The organism is Neisseria sp. P0022.S009 (assembly GCF_051956675.1).
Taxonomy (GTDB): domain Bacteria; phylum Pseudomonadota; class Gammaproteobacteria; order Burkholderiales; family Neisseriaceae; genus Neisseria.
The window spans coordinates 1-210 of sequence record NZ_JBQCXE010000119.1 but is presented as its reverse complement, the minus strand read 5'-3'; the positions used below and the strand labels follow the sequence as shown (position 1 = coordinate 210).

The 210-nt window shown below is 55.7% G+C and carries 1 protein-coding gene; it reads left to right on the top strand.

The annotated features are described in order from the left end of the window. Window positions 1–210, top strand: a 210-nt coding sequence (locus ACTHUG_RS11705) for a hypothetical protein (protein WP_440386939.1), incomplete at both ends; no start/stop codon positions are given.

The following is a 210-nucleotide window of genomic DNA, read 5'->3' as shown; positions in this document are numbered from 1 at the left end:
ACGACAACATCACCACCGAAGCCCAAGACGATAAAGTGACGGTTAAGCTGAACAAAGACCTGGTAGTAGACAGCGTCAAAGCCGGCGACACCACCGTTAACAACGACGGTGTGAAAGTCGCAGGCGGTCCTAGCCTGACCAAGTCCGGTATCGATGCCGCCGGTAACAAAGTGACCAACGTGGCCGACGGCGACCTCAATGCCAACAGCA